This is a genomic window from Pelomonas dachongensis, assembly GCF_043555865.1.
Lineage (GTDB): Bacteria > Pseudomonadota > Gammaproteobacteria > Burkholderiales > Burkholderiaceae_C > Pelomonas > Pelomonas dachongensis.
The window spans coordinates 153,271-168,761 of the sequence record NZ_JBIGHY010000010.1; the positions used below are offsets into that span (position 1 = coordinate 153,271).

A 15,491-nucleotide genomic window follows, 5' to 3' on the forward strand; every position below is an offset into this window, starting at 1 on the left:
CGCGCGCAGCGCTGAGCCGCGGCGGCCTTTGATAGGCTGGCGCGCATGCAACCCACCCGCTCGCCACTGCTCCGCCTCGCCGCCGCACTGCTGTGCTGCGGCGCCCTCACCACCCCGGCTCAGGCCGCCGACCCCGCCACGCGCGCACTGCGCGGCGTGCGGGTGTATCCGGCGCCGGATGCGAAGCCCATCGACAACGGCGTCGTGCTCGTGCGCGAGGGCCGCATCGTCGACGTCGTCTCGCGTGACGCCGCGGCAGGCGTGCCGCCGCTGGCGCCGGCCTGCGATGGCGGCGTGCTCGTGGCGGGCTTCCAGAACAGCCACGTGCACCTGAACGGCGCCGCGTTTGCGCACGCACAGACCGCCAAGGCCGCCACGCTGGAAGCCGGCCTGACGGCGCTGCTGACCCGCTACGGCTTCACCACCGCCTTCGACATCGCATCCGACCGCGACAACACACTGGCCCTGCGCACCCGCGTGAACCGGGGTGAGCTGAAGGGCCCGCGCCTGCTGACGGCCGGCCTGCCGCTGTTCCCGCACGGCGGGCTGCCCGCGTACATCGACCACTTCGACCCCGCCTTCCTCGCCAAGCTGCCCCAGCCCGACTCCGTGGCCGCGGCGCTGGCGGCGGTGCGGCAGAACCTTGATGCGGGCGCCGAGGCGACCAAGCTGTTCCTCGTCACACCGCAGCGCAACCAGCCGCCCAAGCGCATCGCCGCCGACATCGCCGCGGCCGCCGTCACGCAGACGCACCGCCGCGGGCGGCTGGTCTTCGCGCACCCGACCGACCTGGACGGCGTGCGCGCGGCGCTGAATGCCGGCGTCGACATCCTGGCGCATCCGCCGCTGGGCGTGCCCGGCCCCTGGCCGGCAGACCTGATGGACGCGCTGCGCGCCCAGGGCGTGCACATGGTGCCGACGCTGAAGCTGCTTCGCTACGAGCTGGCCAAGGAAAAGGTACCGGCGCCGGCGGCCGAGGCGGTGCTGCAGGACAGCGTGCGCGAGTTCGGCCGCTTCGCGGCGGCCGGCGGTCAGGTGCTGTTCGGTACCGACGTGGACTACATGGAGGACAGCGACCCCACCGAGGAGTACGAGCTGCTGGCGCAGGCCGGCCTGCGGCCCTTGCAGATCCTCGCGGCGCTGACGACGACGCCGGCCGAGCGCTGGAACGAGGGTTCGCGGCGTGGGCGGCTGCGCGCGGGCATGGACGCTGACATCGTGGTGCTGAACGCCGACCCGGCCGAGTCGGTCAGGCACTTTGCCGACGTGAAATGCACGCTGCGCGGCGGCCGGGTGATCTTCAGCCGCTGACAGACAGGCAGACGATCAATCCCTCGCCCCGCCGCACCGCAGCACGACGGGCACTGCGTACTCCCGCCCCACCACCGCCCGCGCGAACAGGTAGTTCTGACGCGCGCGATCGCTCAGCGCGTCCAGCGCGACGCCGCCGTGCGCATCGCAGGGAAACGCCAGCGCGCGGCCGGCGTTGAACAGGGACTCGAACCGCAGTTCGTAATCGGCACTCAAAGGCATGGGGCGTGAGTTCATGGGACACCTCGTCTTGAGGTTCAAGTTAGGCGCCACACCCCAGCGCTGCGCGTGAAAAGGTCGCATCCGGCGACGCGGACTGCCGCGAATGCGGGCGGATGTGACAAACCCGTCACTCCAGATCGGCCAGGCGCCGCACCTTGACCTTGCGGCCCTTCAGCTTGCCGTTGGACAGCCGCTTCACCGCCTCCCGGGCAATGCCCCGCTCCACGGCCACATAGCTGTGGAAGTCGGTGACGTTGATCTTGCCGATTTGCGCCGCCGTGAAGCCGGCCTCCCCGGTCAGCGCGCCCAGGATGTCGCCGGGGCGGATCTTCTCCTTGCGCCCGCCCAGGATCTGCAGCGTGTCCATGGCCGGCAGCAACGGGCCGCCCGGCGCATCCTTCAGGCTGTCCAACGGCTGCCAGGTGAACTCGGCGCCCTGCAGCTGCTCAATGCGGCCGATGCGGCCCATCTCATCCAGGCTGGCCAGGCTCAGCGCGAGGCCGTCCGCTCCCGCGCGGCCGGTGCGGCCGATGCGGTGCACGTGCTGCTCCACGTCGGCGCTGATGTCCACATTGATGACGCAGGCCAGGTTGGCGATGTCCAGGCCACGCGCGGCCACATCGGTGGCCACCAGCACCGAGGCGCTGCGGTTGGCGAACTGGATCAGCACCTGGTCGCGGTCGCGCTGCTCCAGATCGCCGTGCAGCGCCAGCGCCACGAAACCCTGCGCGGCCAGCACTGCCTCCAGGTCGCGGCACTGCTGCTTGGTGTTGCAGAAGGCGATGGTCGATTCCGGGCGGAACGCGCGCAACAACCGCGGCACGGCGTCCAGGCGCTCGCCCTCGCCCACCTCGAACGCGAGCTGGCGGATGGTGGATGCGGAGGCGCTGGCCGCACCCGCCACCTTCACGGTCTGCGGATCGCGCATGAACTTGGCTGCGATGTCGGTCACACCGTCGGGAAAGGTGGCTGAGAACAGCAGCGTTTGCCGGTTCGCGGGAGCGCGCTTGGCCACGGCCTTGATGTCGTCCAGGAAGCCCATGTCGAGCATGCGGTCGGCCTCGTCCAGCACCAGCGTGTTCAGCGCGGACAGGTCCAGCGTGCCGCGCTCCAGGTGGTCAAGCAGCCTTCCCGGCGTGCCCACCACGATGTGCGCGCCAAAGGCCAGGCTCTCGGCCTGCGGCTTGAACGGGCTGCCGCCGCACAGGCTCAGCACCTTGATGTTGTCGGCCGCGCGGGCAAGGCGGCGGATCTCCTGCGTGACCTGGTCGGCCAGCTCGCGCGTCGGCGCCAGCACCAACGCCTGCACGCGCGACAGGTCGGCATTCAGGCGGTGCAGCAGCGCGATGGCGAAGGCGGCCGTTTTGCCGGACCCGGTCTGCGCCTCGCCGATGACGTCGCGGCCGGCCAGCGCCAGCGGCAGGCTGGCCGCCTGGATGGGTGTCATCTGCGCATAGCCCAACTGGTCGAGGTTGGCCAGCACGGCGGGGCTGAGGGGCAGGGTCGAAAAGGCGGGAGCGGTCATGCCGCGATTGTCCAGCCTGTGACTTCCTTCTCGGTTGGGCGGTCCGGCGGCGTCTCGCTTGCATTTGCTCACGAATGCACGGGAAGCCCCTCACTAGCATTCGGGCTGGCGTCTAACGCCTCAGCCGCATGCCCACCGATTCCTTCCCCGCCACCCTGCCGAACGACCCGCCCACCTCGGCCCGCACCCGCGTGCTGGCCGGGCTGGACGATGCGCCGCGCACCACGCCCCGCAACGGCGCCAGGCCGGCGGAACGCCCGGCAGCCGCGCAGGTCCCGAACACACAGCCGGCCGCACCGGATGCGCTGCCACGCTGGGCCAAGGGCGCGGTCATTGGCGGCGTGCTGCTGGCGGTGGCCATGCCGACGTCGGTGCTGCTGTCGCGCTCCATGCTGGTGCAGTCGGCACTGTTGGAGCAGAGCAGCTCCAAGGCGGCGATGGTCTGCACCGCCGGCGAGGGCCGCGCGCTCGATGGCTCCGGCCTGCTGGGCTGGCTGTTCGGCGGCTCCTACTTCCACTGCGGCGACTGGGAAACACGCGAGGCCCGTCAGCAGCGCGACCGCGACCGCGACCAGGCCAACTTCATGGCCCGCGAGCGGGCCAAGCAGCAGTACTGACGGCGCTCAGCCGCCGGCCCGCTTGACGGTCCAGCCTTCGGGCCGAGCCTGCAGCCAGGCGACGACCTTCTCCAGGTGATCGCCCTGGATCTCGATGATCCCTTCCTTGGCTGTGCCGCCGCTGCCGCAGGTCGCCTTCAGCTGCTTGGCCAGCGCCGTCAGCGCCGCGTCGTCCAGCGGCAGGCCGTGGACCGCCGTGACACCCTTGCCCTTGCGGCCGGCCGTCTCGCGGCGCACGCGCACGATGCCGTCGCCCGCCGGGCGCGTGGCGGTCTTGCAGGCGCATTGCGCCTCGGGTTGGCCGCAGCCGGCGCAGGCACGACCGAAATCGGTGGAATAGACCAGGCGGGATCCGCTCATCGCAAGCTCTTCATCAGTTGTTCAGGCGTCAGCCGGGGTTCCCCGGCGCTGGGCCAGCCCGGCGGCGACGCGAGCCGGATGACACGGCGCCGTGCCAGCTGCAGCACGGGTTCGTAGGGTTGCAGGCGCTGCCGCAGCAGCGACTGCAGGCTGCCGTCCGCGTAGGCCCGCTGCAGCCCGGTGGTCATGCGCGCCAGCAGCGCGACGTTGGCCGGGTGGGTGTGGAAATAGCTGGGCAGGTCGTAGGCCAGCAGCAGGCTGTCGTCCAGCATCAGGCCGGGCAGGTCGGCGTGACGCTCCAGCTCGGGCCCGGCCTCCAGGATGCTGCGGCAGAACAGGTCGACGCGGCCCAGCGCCACCATCTGAAACATGGCGGGGTAGGACGTGCGTTCGACGACCTTCAGCCCGTTGGCACGAAGCACGGTCACGTCCGCCCAGTCCTTGCCCTGCACGTGCACGAAGGGCCGCAGGTCGCGCAGCTGGCGCACGGCCCGCAGCTGCTCGCGCCGCGCCGGGTTGACGAAGCAGACACGGTAGCCATGCACGCCCAGGTGCAGCGGGAAAGGCACCGCCACCAGCCCAGCCGCGCGGCCGACGTCGGGCGCCACGGGCAACAGCAGGTTGGGCGGGCTGTTCTGTCCCGCCGCCCGCAGCGCGCGCAAGTTGTTCATCGGCACCGACTGCTCAAGCCGGTAGTCGCCATGGCTGGCCTGCGTGCGGTCCAGCGCCAGCCTGGCAATGCCGCCGATGAAGTCGTTGCGCGGATCGGTCGCGCCGTCCGGCGCCCGCAGCGTCACCACCAGCGGGGGCGCCGCCGCCGCGCGCGTGCCCAGCAGCGCGAGTGCAGCGGCGAGCACCCGGCGGCGCGTGGTCATGGCGTGCTCAGCGTGCCGCCGAGATGGGGCGCGAGGTGGCGCGCGAAGAAGGCGTCCATCGTGCGGTACAGGTGCAACCGCGTCACCCGGCCGGTAATGCCGTGTGCCTTGCCGGGGTAGATCTGCAGGTCGAACGTCTTGCCAGCGTTCTGCAAGGCCTCCACCAGGCGCAGCGTGTGCTCGAACAGCACATTGTCGTCGGCCGTGCCGTGCATCAGCAGCAACGGCCTGGCCAGCAGCGCAGCGCGCGACGGCAGGTGGGCGCTGGCATACGGCGCAGCCTTGCCGCCCTCAGGGAGACCGAGATAACGCTCCGTGTAGGCGGTGTCGTAGAGTGACCAGTCGGTCACTGGCGCGACGGCCGCGGCGGCGGCAAATGGCGTGTCGGCGTCCAGCACCGCGCGGGCGGCCAGGTAGCCGCCGTAGCTCCATCCGAAGAAGCCGACGCGCGCGGCGTCGACACCCGGCACCCGCGCCGGCAGCTGGCGAACGGCGGCAAACAGGTCGGCCACCTCGATCTGGCCGAATGCGCGGTGATGGGCGCGCGTGAAGTCGCGGTCGCGGTACTGCATGCCCCGCGTGTCCAGCGTCATCACGCCGTAGCCGCGCTGCTGCCAGTACGCGATCAAGGGCATGTCGCGGCCCCAGCCCCAGTTGACGGTCGACGCGCCCGGCCCGCCGTAGGCCATCACGATGACGGGATGCTTGCCGGCGCGGCGGTCCTGAGGCGCGAAGAAGAACGCATTCAGCGGCGTGCGGCCGTCGTCCGCCGTCAGCTGCAGCGCCAGCGGCGTGTTGCCGTAGTCAGCCAGTTCGGCGGCTGGCGCGTCGCCGGCGAGCGCGATGGCGCGCTCGGCCCCCAGCCCGCGCAGTTCCAGCCGGGGCGGCTGGCCCCAGGCGGAACTCGTGACCAGCAGCCGGGTGCAGGCCGCGTCTGCCTTGGCGTCGCGCCATTGGCGGCTGGCAGCGCCCGGCACCGCACGCGCCCTGCCGCCGGACAGCGGCTGGCTGAACAGATCCTGGCTTTTGCCCAGGTCGCCCGCTGCCGCGAACACGACCTGCTGCGCATCGGCGCAGATCGCGTGCGCCACCGCTTCAGGCATCTGCGTCAGCGGCGTGCGCGTGCCACTGGCGCGGTCGATCAGCAGCAACTGGCGCCGGCCGGAGGTCTCGCTGGACCACAGCAGGCCGCGCGGCGTCTCGATGAGGTCGTCGTGCACCTCGACCCAGGCGGGGTCGGTCTCGACGGTGATGTCGCGGGCCGCCAGGCCCGGGCCGGCGGGCTTGAACTCCGTCAGCGTCAGCCGCGTCTGGTCGCGCGTGAACCACTGCAGCCACGGCGTGCCGTCGCGGAACCAGCCGGCGCGTGCGATGTACTCGGCCGAGGCGGGCAGCGCAAGCTCGCGTCGCGGGCCGCCGGCCGCGTCGAGCACGAAGGCCGTCACGCGGGCATTGGCCTCGCCGGCGGCGGGGTAGCGCTGCTGGGTCAGCGCGGTGCGGTCGGCAAAGATCTGCGCGCGCGTCTTCTCGGCCACGCCGGCTTCGTCGACACGCAGCGCCAGCAACGACCTGCCGTCCTTGCTCCACCAGTAGCCGCGCTGGCGACCCAGTTCCTCGGCGGCGATGAATTCGGCCAGGCCCCAGCCGAGGGTGTCGCTGCCGTCGCTCGTCAGCTGGCGCGGCTGGCCGCCGTCGGCCAGCGGCAGCACGAACAGGTTGCCGCCCTGCACGTAGGCCAGCGTCCGGCCGTCGGGTGCGCAGCGCGGGTCCTGCTTGGGCGCGCCAGCGTCCAGCGCCAGGCGCTGCGCCTGAGGACCGCCCGCCGTCAGCCGCACGACGTAGAGGTCGCCCGACAGCGGGAACAGCAGCGTGCGGTCGTCGTTGCCGCACCACTGGTAGCCGGTGATGCCACGCTGCGTGATGCGCTGGCGCTCCAGCGCCATCTTCTCGGCCTCGCTGAGCTTCTGTTCGGCGCCGCCGAGCAGGTCGGCCGCCGCCACCAGCTTGCGCGGCTCGCCGCCGGTGGCGGGCTGAGCCCACAGCTCCAGCACCTCGCTGTCGGCCTGCGACGGGCGCAGGAAGCTGACCCATTGCCCGCCGGGCGAGACCTCGGCCTGGCGCGGCAGGCGGCCGGGCAGCGGCGGGTCGGCGGTGATGCGCTCGAGCGAGAGGGGTTTCGGCTGGGGCTGGGCAAGGGAGACGCTTGTGGCGCCGGCACAGGCCAGCGTGGCCGCCAGCCAGGTCATGAGGATCTTCATCACCGAATGCTAGCGGCGCACAGACGCTGCGCGCCCCGGGCGTACGCCACGGTGTCGTGTGGCGTGCTGACGACGTCACTGTGACGACCAAAACTAAATTTATCAAATCAAACGGCATGCCGACGCGGTAGCGGCATGAGCCAATCGGTTGCAGCGCAGCGGATAAACCCCTCTTCATCGAGCCATTTTTGCGTATTTCCGCACGCCAACGTAGATCCAGCAAGGTTTCGAACTTGCCGTTTAATTTGACAAATTTATCATTTGAAAATCAACAAAGGACAGGTCATGACCGCCATCTCCGTCATCGAACAACAAGCCGTGGCCACTGCTGCTCCACTGGAGGTGCTGACCTCCCGCCTGGGCGCCGAGGAGTACGGCATCGACATCCTGGCCGTGCAGGAGATCCGCCGCTTCGAGCCGGCCACGCGCATTGCCAACGCTGCCGCCTACCTGCTGGGCGTGATCAACCTGCGCGGTGTCATCGTGCCCATCATCGACCTGCGCCACCGCATGGGCCTGCCCGCCGAGACCGGGCCGGAGACGGTGATCGTCATCGTCACTGTTGCCAACCGCACCGTCGGCCTGGTCGTCGACTCGGTCTCCGACGTCGTCGCGTTGAAGCCCGAGCAGGTGCAGCCCCGGCCCGGCATGGGCAGCCATGTGGACGCCGATCACATCGTCGGCATGGCCACGCTGGAAACCGCCGAGAGCCGGCGCATGCTGCTCCTCATCGACCTGAAGGCGCTGCTGCGCGACATGTGAGCCGCCGCCACGAGAACCAGTGAACTTCACACGTCGGCCTTTGACGCGTTCACGCGACGGCATTGCCGAGAACGAAGTCCCGGGCGTAGGCTCAAAGACAGCGACGGCCCAGAGACGGCCGCACGCCGCGAGCCGCGAGCCGCTCACGCGAACACCATGCCCCCACCCGCGCTGACCTCAGCGCACAGGAGACCCCATGAATGCAATGAAGAACCTGCGCATCGGCACCCGCCTCGGCGGCGCCTTTGCCCTGGTGGCCGTGTTGATGGTCGCCATGGCTGTCAACGGCTGGCTCGGCCTGAAGGCCGTGCGCAGCGAGATGGACGCCGTGCTGAAGGACCGTTATGTCAAGGTCAAGATCGCCAACGACATCGGCGACGACCTCAACGTGCAGGCGCGGTCCATGCGCAACCTGCTGTTGCTCGACAGCGAGGAAAAGCGCCAGCCCGAGATCCAGAACATCGCAACCGCGCGTGACCGCATCTCTAAGAACTACGAACAACTGGACAAGCGCATCAACACCCCGGAGGGCCACAAGCACTTCGAGAAGCTACAGGCCGAACGCAGAGCTTTCGTGGCCAGCCAGACGGAGTTCCTGAGCCTGGTCAAGGCCGGTGACATGGAGGGCGCCAAGACCGTGCTGCTGGACAAGCTGCGTCCGCTGCAGCTGACCTACATGAAGGAGCTGGCGGAAATGACCCACTTCCAAGAAAGGCTGATGGACGAGGCGGGCACCGACACCTACGCCACCATCGACCGCGTCACGCTGATGTCAGTGGGCGGCACGCTGCTGGGCCTGGTCATGGCGGTGATTGCGGGCCTGATGGTCACGCGTTCCATCACGCGCCCGATGGCCGTCGTGGTGACCGACCTGAACACGGTAGCCGGTGGTGATCTGACGATCAACGTCGTGACCGACCGCGGCGACGAACTCGGTGCGCTGCAGCGCGCGCTGTCGGACACGGTGGCGGCGCTGCGCCGCGTCGTGGGCGAGGTGCGATCCGGCGTCGACTCTGTGACCACGGCCTCCAGCCAAATTGCGGCCGGCAACCAGGACCTCTCCAGCCGCACCGAACAGCAGGCCTCCAGCCTGCAGGAAACCGCCAGCTCGATGGAAGAGCTGACGGCCACCGTGCGCCAGAGCGCCGACACGGCCCGCGCCGCCAGCGGCCTGGCCGCGCAGGCGAGCGAGGCCGCTGGCCGCGGCGGCGAGGTGGTGGGCCAGGTCGTCGGCACGATGGACGAGATCAGCACCAGCAGCCGCAAGATCGTCGACATCATCGCGGTCATCGACGGCATCGCGTTCCAGACCAACATCCTGGCGCTGAACGCCGCGGTCGAAGCCGCCCGCGCTGGTGAGCAAGGCCGCGGCTTCGCGGTCGTCGCCAGCGAGGTGCGCTCGCTGGCCCAGCGCAGCGCCGAAGCCGCCAAGGAGATCAAGACGCTGATTGGCGCCAGCGTCGAGCGGGTCGAGGCGGGCAGCCGCCAGGTGGCCGATGCAGGCCAGGCCATGCAGTCCATCGTCGAGCAAGTTCGCAAGGTCAATGACTTGATCGGCGAGATCGCCGGCACCGCGAGCGAACAAAGCCGCGGCATCGAGCAGGTCAACATCGCCGTCACGCAGATGGACCAGGTCACCCAGCAGAACGCCGCGCTGGTGGAGGAGAGCGCCGCCGCCGCGAGCAGCTTGGCTCACCAGGCCGAGGCCCTGGCCAAGGCCGTGGCGGTCTTCCGCGTCGGCCACTCGACCAGCGCCCCCGCCCCTGCACGCGCAGCCGCCGCGCCCGCACGCGCGCCTGCAGCGCCGGCCCCCCACACGTCGCGCGCACCCGTGAAGCCGGCACGGCCCGCCGCAACGGCCCGTCCTGCACCGCAGCTCAGCGCGAGGTCCCCGGACGCGGACATGGCCTGGGAGTCCTTCTGAGGCGACCCTGCAGTCCTGCACACCGACCCGCCCGACCGGCGGGTTTTTTTACGCCGGCCCCGTCAGCGCGCGGCGCTGAACAGCCGGTGCGCCAGCTCGCCCGCATCGTTGACCGTGCGCAGCTCGGCATAGGCCGCGTCAGCCTCCGGGTAGGCCCGCTTCAGGTAGTGCAGCCACTGCTTGAGCCGCCCGCCCTGGTGCTTGGCGGCGACATGGCCGCGCACCTGATCGAAGAAAAGCTGCATCAGCGGCAGCAGCTCGCGCCACGGCACGGACGCCTCACGCTGACCGGCGATGCGCAGCGCCAGGCCGGGGTCGGCCACCATGCCGCGTCCCAGCATCAGGTGCTCGCAACCGCTGCGCTCGCGCGCCAGCTCGGCGTGTTCAGTCGTCCAGATTTCGCCGTTGGCGATGACGGTCAGCGGCACCGTCTCGCGCACGGCGGCGATGCGCTCCCAGTAGGCCGGCGGCTTGTAGCCATCGGCCTTCGTGCGGGCGTGCACGACGATTTCCTGCGCGCCCGCCGCATGGATTGCGCGGGCCACGTCCAGCGTGCGGCTGCCGTCCATGTAGCCCAGGCGCATCTTGGCCGAGACCATGATGCCCACCGGCACCGCGCGGCGCACGGCAGCGACGATGGCGTGGATCAGCTCCGGCTCGTCCAGCAGCACCGCGCCGCCGCGATGGCGGTTCACGCATTTGGCCGGGCAGCCGAAGTTCAGGTCGATGCCCTCGGGCTTGAGCTCGGCCAGCCGCGCGGCGTTCTCGGCCAGACAGGTCACGTCGGATCCCAGCAGCTGCGGATGCACCGGCACGCCGGCGGCCGTGCGCCCGCCGTTCTTCAACTCCGGCACGATGCGCGTGAACACGCGCGCAGGCAGCAACTGGTCGGTCACACGGATGAACTCACTGACGCAGCGGTCCACGCCGCCGACGCGCGTCAGCACGTCGCGCAGGATGTGGTCCAGCAGGCCTTCCATCGGCGCCAGCAGAATCATGGAGACTCCCGCCCGCCGGGTACGTCCGACGCCCCCCCGAGCGGGCGCAGGCGGGCTTGGGGCAGCCCGGCGCTCGGCCCGCAATTCGTGGCTTCTTGACTCATCAGGTACAGGCGCAGGTCGAATTCCAGCTGGAAGTAGTCAGGCTCCATGTGCTGGCAGAGCTTGTAGAAGGCCTTGTTGTGCTCCAGCTCACGCAGGTGGGCCAGCTCGTGCACGACGATCATGCGCAGCAGCGCGGCGGGCGCCTCCTTGAACAACGTGGCGACGCGGATCTCACGGCGCATCTTCAGCTTCGCGCCCTGCACCTGCGTGCGGCGCGTGTGCGTGCCCAATGCGTGCTGCAGCACGCGCAGCTTGGCATCGTAGCCAACGAAGTTCAGCGGCTCGGCATTGCGCAGGTGGCGGGTCTTCAGGTCGTTCACGTAAGTGAACAGCGCGGAGTCGCTGCGCACCTCGTGCCGCTCCGGGAACCGGCGGGCCAGGTAGTCGACGAGGCGGCCTTCGCCGCGCAGCGTCTCGGCCTGCGCGATCAGTTCGGGTGGATAGCCCGCAAGGTAGCGGGCGGCACCCGCAGGGCTGGCAAGATGGGGCGATGTCATCTGATACGTTCACGGTGCGGCTGAAGCCGCAAGGCGCCATTTTCGACTGTGCGCCGGACCAGCCCCTGCTGCTCGCCGCGCTGGCCGCCGGCATCGCGCTGCCGTGGTCCTGCCGCAATGGCACTTGCCGCACCTGCATCGCGCAGCTCATCGATGGCCGCATCGAGCACCGCATCGCCTGGCCCGGGCTGTCGGCGGAGGAGAAAGCCGACGGCTGGATCCTGCCCTGCGTGGCCGAACCGCGCAGTGACGTGACGCTGCAGACCGCGCCGCGCCAGCTTTGCTCTTGACGTCGGCACCAGCGCCGGCTCTCGCGTGAGAAGCGACATCCATCCACAGCGCCTGTGGACAAACCCGTGAACAGCCTGCGGGCGGATGCGTTAAGTGCTTGGTCGTTCAGGGCTTTTCTTAACCTGCCTCAGTTTCAGGCACTGGGTTCAACCGGGACAATCCGGTCCATGCATCGCACCATCTTCACGACGCCCGGCATCAGTACGCTGCTGCGCGGTTTCTCGCTCGCTTGGCTCAAGCTAGCCGGCTGGCGGGTGGAGGGCGAACTGCCCTCGCGCTGCCAAAAGTGCGTGCTGATCGCCGCCCCGCACACCAGCAACTGGGATCTGCCCTACACGCTGTTCACCGCGTTCTCACTCAGACTGAACCTGTACTGGATGGGCAAGGCCTCGATCTTCCGATGGCCTTTCGGCGGCCTGATGCGCTGGCTGGGCGGCATCGCGGTGAATCGCGACCAGTCAACCAACATGGTGGCCGCGTCGGCTGCGGCGCTCAAAGCTGCTGACGGACCGGTTCAGCTGACTGTGCCGCCCGAGGGCACCCGCAGCAAGACGCGCTACTGGAAGACCGGCTTCTACTGGATCGCCCACACCGCCCAGGTGCCCATCGTGATGGCCTACATGGACTATCCAAGCAAGCGCGCAGGCCTGGGGCCTGTGTTCACGCCCACCGGGGACATCGAGGCCGACATGGTCGAGATCAAGCGCTACTACGCCCAGTTCAAGGGCAAGAACTCAGACCAGTTCACGCACGAATGAACACGACGTCCAAAGACCCACTGCACGGCCTCACGCTGGAGGCCATCGTCACCGCGCTGGTCGAGCACTTCGGCTGGCGCGAGCTGGGTGAGCGCATCGCCATCAAGTGCTTTCAGGTGGACCCCAGCGTGTCGTCCAGCCTGAAGTTCCTGCGCAAGACGCCATGGGCGCGCGCGAAGGTGGAGAGCCTGTACCTGTTCATGCGGCGCGAGCAGGCCCGCGCCGCGCGGTAGGCCGGTCAGCGGCCAGCGGCCGTCTCCGGAAGTTCGATCTTCACTTCAAGCACCTCCAGGTCGCCCTGGCGCTCCATGTGCACCTTGATGTCGTCCGGGTTGATCGACACGTACTTGCTGATGACGGCCACCAGTTCGCGCTGCAGCTGCGGCAGGTAGTCGGGGCTGCTGCTGCGGCCGTTGCGCTCGTGCGCGAGGATGAGCTGCAGCCGCTCCTTGGCGACGCTGGCCGTGCTCTTCTTCTCGCCGAGGAAAAAGTTCAGGAATCCCATCTCAAGGCCTCCTTCTTCACTTGGCGCCGAACACGCGCTTGAACCAGCTCGGCTTCACGGCCTCGGTGAAGCGCATGGGCTTGTCCTCGCCCAGGAAGCGCGCGACGACGTCCTTGTAGGCCTCGGCCACGTCGGTGCCCTGCAAGTGGATGGCCGGCGTACCCTGGTTGGAGGCCTGCAGCACGCTGTCGCTCTCAGGGATGACGCCGATCAGCGGCGTTCGCAGGATCTCGTGGATGTCGTCCAGGCTCAGCATCTGGCCGCCTTCGACACGGTTCGGGTTGTAGCGCGTGATGAGCAGGTGCTCCTTCACGGGCTCGCCACCTTCGATGGCGCGCTTGGTCTTGCTGGACAGCATGCCCAGGATGCGGTCGCTGTCGCGCACCGACGAGACCTCGGGGTTGGTCACCACCAGCGCCTCGTCGGCGTAATGCATGGCCATCAGCGCGCCGGTCTCGATGCCGGCCGGCGAGTCGCAGACGATGTAGTCGAACTCCATCGCCTTCAGCTCTTCCAGCACCCGCTCCACGCCTTCCTGCTTCAGCGCGTCCTTGTCGCGGGTCTGCGAGGCGGCCAGGATGTAGAGCTTGTCCAGCTGCTTGTCCTTGATCAGCGCCTGGGTCAGTTTGATCTCGTCGTTGACGACGTTGATCAGGTCGTACACGACGCGGCGCTCGACACCCATGATGAGGTCGAGGTTGCGCAGACCCACGTCGAAGTCGATGACGCAGGTCTTGAAGCCGCGCATCGCGAGGCCGGTGGCAAAGCTCGCGCTGGTGGTGGTCTTGCCGACCCCGCCCTTGCCGGAGGTGACGACGACGATCTTGGTCATCTGGGTGTTTCCTTGTTGAATTCAGGTAGGCAGGGGCTGCAGGACCAGCTTCTCGCCTTGCAGCGAGACCTGGGCCGGCTTGCCCGCGACATCGGCGGGCAGTGCGTTCTCGGCGGTGCGGTAGATGCCGGCGATGGCCAGCAGCTCGGGCTCCAGGCTCTGCACGTAAATGCGGGCCGACGTGTCGCCGACGGCGCCGGCGATGGCCTTGCCGCGCAGCGGCGCGTAGATGTGGATGCTGCCGTCGGCGATGACCTCGGCACCGTGGCTGACGACCGCCAGAACGACCAGGTCGCCGCCCTTGGCGTACACGCGCTGGCCCGAACGCAGCGGCTTGTCGACGATCAGCGTCGGCGCCGGCGTTGCAACGGGAACCGGCTTCTCGATGATCTTCTCGACGGTGATCTCGCGCACCACCTCGCGCACGGCTTCTGCGGGCGCTGCCGCCGTCACGGCGGAGGGCTCGTCGGCGGCATCGGCCAGGCCCAGCTCGTGCGCCAGCGCCAACTCATCGGGCGTCGCTCCGGCCACGGCCACGGGCTGCAGCTGGCTGGCGCGCAGCAGCTGCACGATGGCGCGCAGGTCCACCGGCGCCGGGCCGTCCAGCGCCAGCGCGGCCTGACCTTCGGCAGCCGGGGCCCCCGGCGCACGCGGCACCTGGCTGAGGTCGATGACCACGGGTTCATGCTCGAAACCGCCCTGACCGGCGCGCTCAGCCCAGTCAGCGGCCAGCTCGGCCACGTCGGCGCTGTGCAGCACCAGGCCCAGCAGGCTGAAGCGGCGCGACTTCAATTCGAAAGTGCCGGCGCGGGAAGCGCTCTTGTTGCGCCCGCCACTTTCCCTCGTCGTTTCCGTCATGGCCCCGCTGCCGCCCCGTTCAAAAGGCCGCGAGTTTAGCCGTGGGCTCCGGCCGGTCCCGTTGGGGGCTGCCCCCAAGTTGCACGCGGCACCGCCTCAAAAACGAGCAATGCAGGTTCAACGGTGGCCGATCAAGCACTTAGCGCGGCTGTCGTCAGTCGGCCCACAGACTTGTCCACAGCGGACGGGGACAAACATCATCGATCTGTCATCCAACCCCGTGACATCCGCCCGACACGGCTTGACTTATCCCCAAATCTGGACCCCGTCAACCCCAGGCTGCACGCAACCTACATGCCCTCATCACCTTTCGTCATGCTTCGCTAAGTCATTGATTCATATAGGCCACGCCCAGGTGCCTAGAAATTGAGCAACCTAAGCGGAGCCGCATTGCATAAGGGATTGGGGGCGACGGGGGCAGGTTCTCCACAAAGTTTTCCACAGACTCGGTGGATAGCTTCAAGAAGTATTACGAATCAGTGACTTAAACGAGATCCTTGATGCGCTCTGGAGCTTTCGGCCCCAAGTAGGGCGGACGGGGCGGCAGAGCGAGCGGGTACATTGGAGGCCGCCCGCAGCCCGCGGGTCCCCCAGGAGACCGCACTTGGCCACCCCGAACTACAGCTACGAGAAACGCCAGCGTGAACTCGCCAAGAAACGCAAGGCCGAAGAGAAGAAGCAGCGCAAGCTGAGCGGCAAGCCCGATGACGGCACCAACCCGGACGAGCCGCAGGCCGAGAGCGACGCTGCTGCCGCCCCGGCTGCGCCTGCCGATCCGCAAACCTAAGATTCG

General features: G+C 69.0%; 18 protein-coding genes. 8 read left to right on the plus strand and 10 right to left on the minus strand.

Annotated elements, in window-relative coordinates:
* Nucleotides 1-45 precede the first annotated feature (45 nt).
* A complete protein-coding gene (locus ACG02S_RS22450) occupies nt 46-1,311 on the plus strand; it encodes an amidohydrolase family protein (RefSeq protein ID WP_394472728.1) in 1,266 nt (421 codons plus the stop codon).
* Between the two features lie 15 nt (nt 1,312-1,326).
* Here ACG02S_RS22450 and ACG02S_RS22455 read toward each other — a convergent pair whose 3' ends face one another.
* Together ACG02S_RS22455 and dbpA are read right to left on the minus strand one after the other, a co-directional pair.
* Complete coding sequence (locus ACG02S_RS22455; protein WP_394472729.1) at nt 1,327-1,548, minus strand: hypothetical protein; 222 nt, start codon at nt 1,546-1,548, stop codon at nt 1,327-1,329.
* Nucleotides 1,549-1,660: 112 nt separating this feature from the next.
* Nucleotides 1,661-3,058: an ATP-dependent RNA helicase DbpA gene (dbpA, locus tag ACG02S_RS22460; RefSeq protein ID WP_394472730.1), complete on the minus strand. Its 1,398-nt coding sequence runs from the start codon at nt 3,056-3,058 to the stop codon at nt 1,661-1,663.
* A 128-nt stretch (nt 3,059-3,186) separates the two neighbouring features.
* On the opposite strand from dbpA, the gene ACG02S_RS22465 reads away from it, so the two are divergent.
* Nucleotides 3,187-3,675, plus strand: coding sequence for a hypothetical protein (locus ACG02S_RS22465; protein WP_394472731.1), 489 nt, complete (start codon nt 3,187-3,189; stop codon nt 3,673-3,675).
* A 6-nt stretch (nt 3,676-3,681) separates the two neighbouring features.
* Here ACG02S_RS22465 and ACG02S_RS22470 read toward each other — a convergent pair whose 3' ends face one another.
* Genes ACG02S_RS22470 through ACG02S_RS22480 form a run of 3 tightly spaced genes read right to left on the minus strand, consistent with a single transcriptional unit; the run spans nt 3,682 to nt 7,168 of the window.
* On the minus strand, nt 3,682-4,035 hold the full coding sequence (locus ACG02S_RS22470) for a translation initiation factor Sui1 (RefSeq protein ID WP_394472732.1): 354 nt from the start codon (nt 4,033-4,035) through the stop codon (nt 3,682-3,684).
* Complete coding sequence (locus ACG02S_RS22475; RefSeq protein WP_394472733.1) at nt 4,032-4,910, minus strand: type 2 periplasmic-binding domain-containing protein; 879 nt, start codon at nt 4,908-4,910, stop codon at nt 4,032-4,034. Before ACG02S_RS22475 ends, ACG02S_RS22470 begins: the two co-directional genes overlap by 4 nt.
* Nucleotides 4,907-7,168 (minus strand): S9 family peptidase, encoded by a 2,262-nt coding sequence (locus ACG02S_RS22480; RefSeq protein ID WP_394472734.1) that lies wholly within the window; start codon nt 7,166-7,168, stop codon nt 4,907-4,909. The genes ACG02S_RS22475 and ACG02S_RS22480 overlap by 4 nt, the downstream gene beginning before the upstream one ends.
* Nucleotides 7,169-7,453: 285 nt before the next feature.
* Between ACG02S_RS22480 and ACG02S_RS22485 the strand changes: the two genes are divergently transcribed.
* Nucleotides 7,454-7,930, plus strand: coding sequence for a chemotaxis protein CheW (locus ACG02S_RS22485; protein WP_394472735.1), 477 nt, complete (start codon nt 7,454-7,456; stop codon nt 7,928-7,930).
* A 196-nt stretch (nt 7,931-8,126) separates the two neighbouring features.
* Nucleotides 8,127-9,854, plus strand: a complete 1,728-nt coding sequence (locus tag ACG02S_RS22490; RefSeq protein WP_394472736.1) for a methyl-accepting chemotaxis protein — start codon at nt 8,127-8,129, stop codon at nt 9,852-9,854.
* Nucleotides 9,855-9,916: 62 nt separating this feature from the next.
* Here ACG02S_RS22490 and ACG02S_RS22495 read toward each other — a convergent pair whose 3' ends face one another.
* A complete protein-coding gene (locus tag ACG02S_RS22495; protein ID WP_394472737.1) occupies nt 9,917-10,852 on the minus strand; it encodes a tRNA dihydrouridine synthase in 936 nt (311 codons plus the stop codon).
* The gene (locus tag ACG02S_RS22500; RefSeq protein ID WP_394472738.1) at nt 10,849-11,454 is read right to left on the minus strand and encodes a M48 metallopeptidase family protein; all 606 of its coding nucleotides are present in this window, start codon (nt 11,452-11,454) and stop codon (nt 10,849-10,851) included. Before ACG02S_RS22500 ends, ACG02S_RS22495 begins: the two co-directional genes overlap by 4 nt.
* Between ACG02S_RS22500 and ACG02S_RS22505 the strand changes: the two genes are divergently transcribed.
* From ACG02S_RS22505 to ACG02S_RS22515, 3 genes are all read left to right on the plus strand, one after another.
* Nucleotides 11,448-11,744, plus strand: coding sequence for a 2Fe-2S iron-sulfur cluster-binding protein (locus ACG02S_RS22505; RefSeq protein ID WP_394472739.1), 297 nt, complete (start codon nt 11,448-11,450; stop codon nt 11,742-11,744). The two genes, ACG02S_RS22500 and ACG02S_RS22505, sit on opposite strands and share 7 nt — an antisense overlap.
* A 168-nt stretch (nt 11,745-11,912) precedes the next feature.
* On the plus strand, nt 11,913-12,503 hold the full coding sequence (locus ACG02S_RS22510; protein WP_394472777.1) for a lysophospholipid acyltransferase family protein: 591 nt from the start codon (nt 11,913-11,915) through the stop codon (nt 12,501-12,503).
* A complete protein-coding gene (locus ACG02S_RS22515; RefSeq protein WP_394472740.1) occupies nt 12,500-12,736 on the plus strand; it encodes a VF530 family protein in 237 nt (78 codons plus the stop codon). The genes ACG02S_RS22510 and ACG02S_RS22515 overlap by 4 nt, the downstream gene beginning before the upstream one ends.
* Nucleotides 12,737-12,741: 5 nt before the next feature.
* On the opposite strand, the gene minE is transcribed toward ACG02S_RS22515, so the two are convergent.
* From minE to minC, 3 genes are read right to left on the minus strand one after another with little or no spacing between them, the layout of a single operon-like run.
* The gene (gene minE, locus ACG02S_RS22520) at nt 12,742-13,008 is read right to left on the minus strand and encodes a cell division topological specificity factor MinE (protein WP_394472741.1); all 267 of its coding nucleotides are present in this window, start codon (nt 13,006-13,008) and stop codon (nt 12,742-12,744) included.
* Between the two features lie 16 nt (nt 13,009-13,024).
* Nucleotides 13,025-13,840: a septum site-determining protein MinD gene (gene minD, locus ACG02S_RS22525; RefSeq protein WP_394472742.1), complete on the minus strand. Its 816-nt coding sequence runs from the start codon at nt 13,838-13,840 to the stop codon at nt 13,025-13,027.
* Nucleotides 13,841-13,861: 21 nt separating this feature from the next.
* The gene (gene minC, locus ACG02S_RS22530) at nt 13,862-14,698 is read right to left on the minus strand and encodes a septum site-determining protein MinC (RefSeq protein WP_394472743.1); all 837 of its coding nucleotides are present in this window, start codon (nt 14,696-14,698) and stop codon (nt 13,862-13,864) included.
* 604 nt (nt 14,699-15,302) lie between these two features.
* Between minC and ACG02S_RS22535 the strand changes: the two genes are divergently transcribed.
* Nucleotides 15,303-15,485 carry a hypothetical protein gene (locus tag ACG02S_RS22535; RefSeq protein ID WP_394472744.1) on the plus strand — a complete coding sequence of 61 codons (183 nt, stop codon included), beginning with the start codon at nt 15,303-15,305 and terminating at the stop codon, nt 15,483-15,485.
* Nucleotides 15,486-15,491 lie beyond the last annotated feature (6 nt).

What these genes read in the sequence shown, in the direction of transcription:
- ACG02S_RS22510 (WP_394472777.1), top strand. Translation starts at nt 11,913, where the DNA reads ATGCATCGCACCATCTTCACGACGCCCGGCATCAGTACGCTGCTGCGC.
- ACG02S_RS22505 (WP_394472739.1), top strand. Translation starts at nt 11,448, where the DNA reads ATGTCATCTGATACGTTCACGGTGCGGCTGAAGCCGCAAGGCGCCATT.
- ACG02S_RS22455 (WP_394472729.1), bottom strand. Translation starts at nt 1,548, where the DNA reads ATGAACTCACGCCCCATGCCTTTGAGTGCCGATTACGAACTGCGGTTC.
- ACG02S_RS22450 (WP_394472728.1), top strand. Translation starts at nt 46, where the DNA reads ATGCAACCCACCCGCTCGCCACTGCTCCGCCTCGCCGCCGCACTGCTG.
- ACG02S_RS22495 (WP_394472737.1), bottom strand. Translation starts at nt 10,852, where the DNA reads ATGATTCTGCTGGCGCCGATGGAAGGCCTGCTGGACCACATCCTGCGC.
- ACG02S_RS22515 (WP_394472740.1), top strand. Translation starts at nt 12,500, where the DNA reads ATGAACACGACGTCCAAAGACCCACTGCACGGCCTCACGCTGGAGGCC.
- dbpA (WP_394472730.1), bottom strand. Translation starts at nt 3,058, where the DNA reads ATGACCGCTCCCGCCTTTTCGACCCTGCCCCTCAGCCCCGCCGTGCTG.
- minC (WP_394472743.1), bottom strand. Translation starts at nt 14,698, where the DNA reads ATGACGGAAACGACGAGGGAAAGTGGCGGGCGCAACAAGAGCGCTTCC.
- ACG02S_RS22490 (WP_394472736.1), top strand. Translation starts at nt 8,127, where the DNA reads ATGAATGCAATGAAGAACCTGCGCATCGGCACCCGCCTCGGCGGCGCC.
- ACG02S_RS22485 (WP_394472735.1), top strand. Translation starts at nt 7,454, where the DNA reads ATGACCGCCATCTCCGTCATCGAACAACAAGCCGTGGCCACTGCTGCT.
- ACG02S_RS22500 (WP_394472738.1), bottom strand. Translation starts at nt 11,454, where the DNA reads ATGACATCGCCCCATCTTGCCAGCCCTGCGGGTGCCGCCCGCTACCTT.
- ACG02S_RS22475 (WP_394472733.1), bottom strand. Translation starts at nt 4,910, where the DNA reads ATGACCACGCGCCGCCGGGTGCTCGCCGCTGCACTCGCGCTGCTGGGC.
- ACG02S_RS22470 (WP_394472732.1), bottom strand. Translation starts at nt 4,035, where the DNA reads ATGAGCGGATCCCGCCTGGTCTATTCCACCGATTTCGGTCGTGCCTGC.
- ACG02S_RS22465 (WP_394472731.1), top strand. Translation starts at nt 3,187, where the DNA reads ATGCCCACCGATTCCTTCCCCGCCACCCTGCCGAACGACCCGCCCACC.
- minD (WP_394472742.1), bottom strand. Translation starts at nt 13,840, where the DNA reads ATGACCAAGATCGTCGTCGTCACCTCCGGCAAGGGCGGGGTCGGCAAG.
- minE (WP_394472741.1), bottom strand. Translation starts at nt 13,008, where the DNA reads ATGGGATTCCTGAACTTTTTCCTCGGCGAGAAGAAGAGCACGGCCAGC.
- ACG02S_RS22480 (WP_394472734.1), bottom strand. Translation starts at nt 7,168, where the DNA reads ATGAAGATCCTCATGACCTGGCTGGCGGCCACGCTGGCCTGTGCCGGC.